At 68.6% G+C, this 6,972-nt stretch carries 6 protein-coding genes and 2 pseudogenes; 4 read left to right on the top strand and 4 right to left on the bottom strand.

From position 1 onward, the window contains the following. Window positions 1-536 precede the first annotated feature (536 nt). Window positions 537-2,765 carry a glycoside hydrolase family 3 N-terminal domain-containing protein gene (locus ACFV9O_RS39120; RefSeq protein ID WP_385427516.1) on the top strand — a complete coding sequence of 743 codons (2,229 nt, stop codon included), beginning with the start codon at window positions 537-539 and terminating at the stop codon, window positions 2,763-2,765. 173 nt (window positions 2,766-2,938) lie between these two features. Then, window positions 2,939-3,132 (top strand): annotated as a pseudogene (locus ACFV9O_RS39115) (N-formylglutamate amidohydrolase); the annotation flags it as partial. A gap of 545 nt (window positions 3,133-3,677) precedes the next feature. On the opposite strand, the gene ACFV9O_RS39110 reads toward ACFV9O_RS39115, so the two are convergent. The 4 genes and pseudogenes from ACFV9O_RS39110 to ACFV9O_RS39095 form a co-directional block, all read right to left on the bottom strand. Next, complete coding sequence (locus ACFV9O_RS39110) at window positions 3,678-3,992, bottom strand: hypothetical protein (RefSeq protein WP_385427513.1); 315 nt, start codon at window positions 3,990-3,992, stop codon at window positions 3,678-3,680. A 73-nt stretch (window positions 3,993-4,065) separates the two neighbouring features. Beyond that, window positions 4,066-4,236 (bottom strand): hypothetical protein, encoded by a 171-nt coding sequence (locus tag ACFV9O_RS39105; protein WP_385427511.1) that lies wholly within the window; start codon window positions 4,234-4,236, stop codon window positions 4,066-4,068. Further along, window positions 4,229-4,504: a hypothetical protein gene (locus ACFV9O_RS39100; protein ID WP_385427508.1), complete on the bottom strand. Its 276-nt coding sequence runs from the start codon at window positions 4,502-4,504 to the stop codon at window positions 4,229-4,231. Before ACFV9O_RS39100 ends, ACFV9O_RS39105 begins: the two co-directional genes overlap by 8 nt. A 30-nt stretch (window positions 4,505-4,534) precedes the next feature. Continuing rightward, a pseudogene (locus ACFV9O_RS39095) lies at window positions 4,535-4,609 on the bottom strand (hypothetical protein); the annotation flags it as partial. 210 nt (window positions 4,610-4,819) lie between these two features. On the opposite strand from ACFV9O_RS39095, the gene ACFV9O_RS39090 reads away from it, so the two are divergent. Together ACFV9O_RS39090 and ACFV9O_RS39085 are read left to right on the top strand one after the other, a co-directional pair. After that, window positions 4,820-5,401: a hypothetical protein gene (locus ACFV9O_RS39090; protein WP_385427506.1), complete on the top strand. Its 582-nt coding sequence runs from the start codon at window positions 4,820-4,822 to the stop codon at window positions 5,399-5,401. 313 nt (window positions 5,402-5,714) lie between these two features. Then, on the top strand, window positions 5,715-6,881 hold the full coding sequence (locus ACFV9O_RS39085) for an IS1380 family transposase (protein ID WP_385427503.1): 1,167 nt from the start codon (window positions 5,715-5,717) through the stop codon (window positions 6,879-6,881). The last annotated feature ends 91 nt before the right edge of the window (window positions 6,882-6,972 follow it).

Below are 6,972 nucleotides of genomic sequence, written 5' to 3'. Positions count from 1 at the left end.
CAGCGACCTGCCCGACAAGCCGCATGCGCACGTCAGCGCCCCGCGCGCACCCCGTCCAGAGCAATCGCCAGGACGCGGTCGCGCTGTGCGTCGTCCCACTCTGCGTACGCTCTCAACAGGTTCCGAAGGAAAGGATGGTGGTCGCCGCCGGAACCTTGGCTGATGTCACGGAACGGGCCGATCACATCGACGCGGCGGCGGACCAGTGTGCGGGCCGCTCATGGGCTTGAATGCCCCACTCATGTGTGACCTGCGGGTTGTGTGCGCGCGCAGCCTCGCCGATACCGGTTCAATCGTCAAGCGGTCGCGACTCGATGACAGTGAACAACCCACTGTTGCTTGGGAGTTCCTAGATGTTGCTGTGTCAAAGTCTTGACGCCATGCCAGGGCAAGGAAAGGCTTCCGCCAGCAACAGCGAAAGGCCTGCCGCATTCGATGGACGGCCCCGGTTCCGGGGCCCGGACAGGAACGGGATACCTGCCATGCCATTGAGTCAACCGCGCCGTAGTCTGAGAGCGCTCTCTACCCTTGCCGTCGTGACGGCCTGCGTCGCGGCCGTCGCGGCCGTGCCCGCCAACGCGGACGTCCCCCTCTACAAGCGGGCCGGCGCCCCCGCCGAACAGCGCGCCGAGGACCTGCTGAAGCGGATGACGCTTCACGAGAAGATCGGGCAGATGGGCCAGGTCGCCGTCACGCGCATCCAGGGCGACTGCGAGTGGAGTGGCGGCGCGCTCAACGAGACCTGTATGAAGACCGTGCTCGGCGACTACGCGGCCGGGTCGATCCTCTCCGGCGGCGGCATGCCCCCCGCATCCAACACGCCCAAGGCCTGGGCGGAGTTGGTCAACGCTGTGCAGAAGTACGCCGTGGAGCACTCGCGACTGCACATACCGGTGCTGTACGGCGTGGACGCGGTGCACGGGCACAACAACGTGCTCGGCGCGACGGTCTTCCCGCACCAGATCGGTGTGGGGGCCACCTGGGACCCGGGCACCGTCGAGGACTCCGCCGCGTCGACCGCCCGCGCGGTCGCCGCCACCGGCATCGACTGGAACTTTGCTCCCGTCGCCGACCTCTCCCGCGACCAGCGCTGGGGCCGCTACTACGAGACCTACAGCGAGGATCCGCTGCTCGCCGGCACGCTCGCCGCCTCCACCGTCAAGGGCACCGAGCACGCGAACGGGGCCAAGGAGGTCGCCGCCAGCGTCAAGCACTTCGCCGGCTACTCCGAGCCGTTCAACGGACACGACCGCGCCCCCGCCGACGTCTCCATGCGCTATCTGCAGGACACCCTGCTACCGCCCTACAAGCAGGCCATCCAGGCCGGCGCGAAGACCGTGATGGTCAACTCCGGTGCCGTCAACGGCGTACCGGCCACCGCCTCCACGTACCTGCTCACCAAGGTGCTGCGCGATCAGTGGGGCTTCAAGGGCGTCGCGGTCAGCGACTGGGAAGACGTTCGCGCCCTCCAGACCAGGTACAAGATCGCTTCCGACTATCCCGAGGCGATCGCCCTCGCCGTGAACGCCGGCGTCGACATGGCCATGGAGCCGTACTTCGCCAAGGACTGGAGCGAAGGCCTGAAAGCCGCCGTCGACCGCGGACTGGTCTCGGAGCGGCGGATCAACCAGTCGGTCAAGCGCATCCTTGCGCTGAAGTTCGAACTCGGCCTGTTCGAGAACCCGTACGTCGACCCGGCGAAGGCCGACGCCGCGGTACTCGGCGCCGACAAGGACCTGGCCCGCAAGGCCGCCACCGAGTCGCAGGTGCTGCTGCGCAACGAGGGCGGCACACTGCCCCTCTCCGCGTCCGCCAAGAAGATCGTCGTCGCCGGATCGTACGCCGATGACATCAACAACCAGGTGGGTGGCTGGACCATCGGCTGGCAGGGCGTCCCCGCCGGAGTGAAGATCCCCGGCACGACCGTCCTGAAGGGCATCCAGGAAGCCGCCGGGGCCGGCACGCAGGTGGTGCACGCGAAGACCACCGACGAGGCGGTGGCCCAGGCCGCGGACGCCGATGCGACCGTCGTCGTGGTCGGCGAGAAGGCCGGCGCCGAGGGCCCCGCGGACAACCCGCGGCCCGAACTCACCGCCGACCAGCAGGCCCTGGTCAAGTCGCTCAAGCAGACCGGCAAGCCCGTCGTCACCGTCGTCCTCGCCGGCCGTCCCCTCGTGCTCGGCGACGCCGCCGACACCCAGGCCCTGCTGATGTCCTGGCTCCCGGGCTCCGAAGGCGGCCACGCCGTGGCCGACGTCCTCTTCGGCAAGGCCAACCCCGGCGGACGCCTGCCGGTCTCCTGGCCCAAGGCTCTCGGCAACGACCCGCTGTACTACCAGCAGCTGCCGGGCACCAACGGCGGCCCGGAGTCCCAGTACCACGCCCTGTACCCCTTCGGGGCCGGTCTCTCCTACACCAGCTACTCCTTCGACGGGATCACCCTCGACAAGCCATCGGTCAGCGCGGGCGACAAGGTGAACCTGCAGGTGAAGGTATCCAACACCGGCAGCCGCGACGGCGACCTCGTCGTCCCGGTCTACGTCTCGCGTCCCACCAGCGATGTGCTGGCCCCGTCCCGCAAGCTGGTGGCCTTCACCAAGGTCCACCTCAAGGCCGGCGAACAGCAGACCATTCGCCTCACCGTGCGGCCGAACGTCCTCGCGGTCACGCCCGGCGACATCGACGGCGCCGGCACGCAGCGCGTCGAGCGCGGCGCGTACACCTTCACCGTCGGCCAGAAGACCGACAGTCTGACGGTCCGCTGAGGCTCTGACGATCCGCCAGGCCAGACCGCGTGGCCGCGCCCGCCAGAAAGCGGACGCGGCCACGCGTACGTCCGCTGCGCCGCCGCACCATCTGCCGGCGGGACCATGAGCCCGGCCCTGTCCTCCGCCGTGGCGCTCGCTCGGGCCGAGGCCCTCGGCGACGTACGCCAAAGGCCTTCTCCGGCTTCGGGGGCACGGGCCTGGACAGCCCCTTCGCGGGTACGTACGTGCCGCTGAAGTTCCACGGCCGGGACCCGAGCGTCGCGCACTGATGGTCGAGATCCGCTGCGACGTGTACATGGAGGAGCCGGGCGGCCTGGCGGGCCCGGACCTCGACCGCCTGGCCGCGGCGCTGGCCGAGCTGGTCGCCACCCGAGGAATTCGCCCACGCACTCGCCGCCTACCTCGACCTCGTCGCCTTGAAGCGGGCCGCGGACGCCGGTCCCTCCAAAGCCTTGGAGAAGGCCGCCGCCGAACGCGTGCAGGGTGCCGAGCAGCATGTGGACGAAGGGACCGGGCCGGTGGTGAAGATGCGGTCGCGGTCCAGTACTTCGATGTCGCCGTCCAGAACGTAGTAAGGACTGTCTCCCGGCGGTGGATGTGCGGCGGCGGTCCGGCGTGGAGGAGAATGACGGATTCGACCACAGTAGGGTGCCGCCGCCACACAGACGCAACCCCGCGCATCCCAGCACAGCCGGCGAATGGTCAGCTCGATGACACCTGCCTCCCGCCGACTGCGCCATCCGCGAGACAGCGCTGGTATCCGCTGTGCCGTCGTACCGACGGCGCCCCGCCATCCGGGCACGGCGCCGGAACCGACCCCGGGTTCTCGTCATTGCGGCACCCCTGACGGAGCGTCACCGGCGCACGGAAGCACGACCGGTTTCACGAAAATCTTGACTGAGTCACGATTCAGCCGACGCCGACAACATCGAGCCTGACGGCCACGAGGCCCTGTTCTGTGGCTATGACAAGGAGGCGGTGAGGAGCGAAGGCAAGGCCGAGGACGCGTGCCTCGAATTCGATTTCACGCTGGTGGGCGTCGCTGATCCGGGTGATCACGACCTCTGAACCGGTGCCCGTGGCGAGGACGTCTCCTTCCTGGGAGAAGGCCAGCGCCGTGACCGGGGCGTCGCGCGACAGCAGGATATCGGGTCGGCCAGCCGACGGTTGTGCTGCCGCAGCAGGCCGCCGGTCGGTCCATCGGTGAGGTGCCGCAGGTCCCACGCCAGGACGATGCCGTCCTCGCCACCAGTGACGACGGTGGGTCCCTGGCCCGACTCCGCCATCGCGACGGCGGTCACGTAGCCGTTGTGCCCGGTGAGCGGCTCGCACATGCTCGGCCCGTGGCTGGGTCCCAAACCCGGGCGGTGCCATCGGCGCTGCCGCTGACCGCGATGGGTACCCCGCCCGGCCGGCCTGCCGCCAGTGCCGTGATCCAGTCGGTGTGACCGGTGAGGGGCTCACCCACGGCGGTGCCGTGGCGAGGTCCCACGGCGGATGGTGTTGTCGTAGCTGCCGCTGAGCAGCAGGGGCGTGCCGGTACCCGACTCGGCCAACCCCCGCGCGGAGACGTAGCTGGTGTGCCCTGAAAGCGGTTCCTCCCTCGCCGCCCCCTCAGTGAGGTTCCAGATCCGAATGGTGCGGTCGCCGGCGCTGACGGCGATGGGGACGCCGTCCAGCCTGCCGATCACCACGTCCATGATCCAGTCGGTGTGGCCGACGAGTGCCTCGCCCACCGGCGCACCCGTGGTGAGGTCCCAGACGCGCAGGGTGCAGTCGTGGCTGCCGCTGACGGCCAGGCCACCCTCGTGGAGGGCTGAGGCGGCGACGGACGAAACGATGTCGGTGTGTCCGACGTCTCCTTCCGCCGGTTCCCTCGCGAACCGCGGGCTGACGGCGGGCGTGAGGGAGAGCTCCCGTGACGAAATACAGATGGCGCAGTACCACCTTCGACGAGAAGTGCTGACCCCTCTACCCGCCCGTTCGGTCGAACGATAGATTCACCTTCCCCCCACATCTCCATCACAGAACCACCAGAGGGGACACCCGACGTGACTCAGCAGTACCCCGGGCCGCAGCAGCCCTACCAGCCCCAGCCGCCGTACCAGGGCGCACCGTTCCAGCCGCAGCCCCCGAAGCCCGGCATGTCCACGGGCGCCAAGGTCGCCATCATCCTCAGCTGCGTCCTCGGCATCCCGTGCTTCCTCGGCCTCATCATTGCCATCGGATCCGCCGGCGAAGGCACGGGCAACAAGCCCTCCGACACCGTGGCTGTCGCGCCCATGGAGACCGCCAAGGCGGACGACAAGCCCGCCCAGAAGGAGCAGCCGACCAAGGCCCCGGAGAAGAAGCTCAGCCAGGCCGAGCAGTTCAAGGCGTTCGTCGCGAAGAACGGCACCGCACCGGAGAAGGCTGCCGTAAAGCACGTCACAAAGGTGCAGGGCGCCGACAAGCAAAACGACTTTCTCGACTCGGCGTCGGTGTACACCGACTTCAAGGGCGGCTTCATGAGCGAGGACCAGGGGAAGGCGAAGCTCATCGCCTCGGCGTTCGCCGACTGGAAGCAGTCTGAGAACGGCCTCGTGTCCGTGTACGGCGAAGACGGCGAGCTGATCGCCAACGGCAACTTCTAGTCCTCGCTGTTCGGGCCCCGTCGCGACCCCCTCCGCGGCGGGGCCTCACTACGCCCGAAGTTGGGAAACCGGTCCCCATTGGTCATCCAGGTCGCGCCTCCGGCACGCAGATGCTCCCCGTCCAGGCCAGGGAAAGCAGGCGCGGCCATGCCGGCACTGCCGGTCTCTACCTCGTTGAGCACGACTGCCTAAGCCTCGATCCACCGAGTGACTCGTGTGCTGTGGATGAGCAATCAAGAAGAGGTGCCTGCTGACCTGCGATGATGGGAGTTCTGACGCTTCCAGCACACACAATCAGCAAGGCACCTCGTAGATGCAAGTTTCCCATACTCCGGCAGCGGTCTCCGCTGCGTTCGATGACCCGAACCTGATCGCGTATGCCGGGCTGCTGCCGGCGCTGCGGCTGGCCGAGCGGTGCGGGCTGTCGCGGCTGGTGGCCGAGAAGGTGAAGCTGACCGGCGCGAAGAACGGGGCGGGGGCTGCGGTGGACGCCAAGGTCACCAGCATTGTGGGCGGCATGGCCGCGGGTGCGGACAGCATCGACGACCTTCACGTCCTGCGGCACGGGGCGATGCCGGCCGTGTTCGCAGGTGCCCGTGCCCCCTCCACGCTGGGCACCTTCCTCCGCGCGTTCACCCACGGTCATGCCCTTCAACTCCACGCTGTCCACCGCCGGTTCCTGGCCGCACTGGCCACGCACACCCCCTTGCTGCCGGGCTCGGACGAGCTGGCGTTCATCGATGTCGACTCCACCCACAAGCGGGTCTACGGCCGGGCGAAACAGGGCGCCGAGTACGGCCGGTTCAAAGGCATCCGCACCCTGCACCCGCTGCTCGCCACGGTCTGCACCCCACAATCGAGGCCGGTGATCACCGGCGTCCGGATGCGACGCGGCAAGGCAGCAGACTCCCGAGGCGCCCCGAAATTCGTGAGCGAGGCCCTGGCCACCGCCCGCGAGGCCAGCTGCACGGGGACCCGTATCCTGCGGGCCGACTCGCAGTTCTACAACGCCGGGGTGATCGCCGCATGCCGCCGGGCCGGCGCACACTTTTCGATCACCACCGGGATGAACCCCTCCATCAAACGAGCCGTCCACAGCATCCCCGACGATGCCTGGCAGCACATCAGTTACCCGACCGCGGTGCCAGACCCCGAGACCGGTGAGCTCATCTCGGACGCCGAAGTCGCCGAGATACCCCAATACACCGCGTTCGCGAGCCGCAAAAAGAGCGAGCAGGTCACCGCCCGGCTGATCGTGCGCCGGGTCCGTGACCTGGCCAAACCCGCCGTTGCGGGTGAACAGGGCGAACTGTTTCCCGTCTGGCGCTACCACCCCTTCTTCACCGACCAGCCCGCCGCAACGCTGCAGGCCGAGCGGGAACACCGCCACCACGCCGTGGTCGAGCAGGTCATCGCGGATAGCAAAGCCGGCGCCCTGGCCCACCTGCCCTCCGGGCACTTCCACGCCAACGCGGCCTAATGGGCAGTGAAGCGAGGCACTGCCCCACCGCTACTGGGGGACTTGGAATCCCCCGTGCGTGGGGTGTGCCACTCTTCCGGATCCACGCTTG

It is taken from the genome of Streptomyces sp. NPDC059909 (genome assembly GCF_042730885.1).
Classification (GTDB): domain Bacteria; phylum Actinomycetota; class Actinomycetes; order Streptomycetales; family Streptomycetaceae; genus Streptomyces.
The sequence above is the reverse complement of the archived record's forward strand: the minus strand, read 5'-3'. Positions and strand labels throughout refer to the sequence as shown.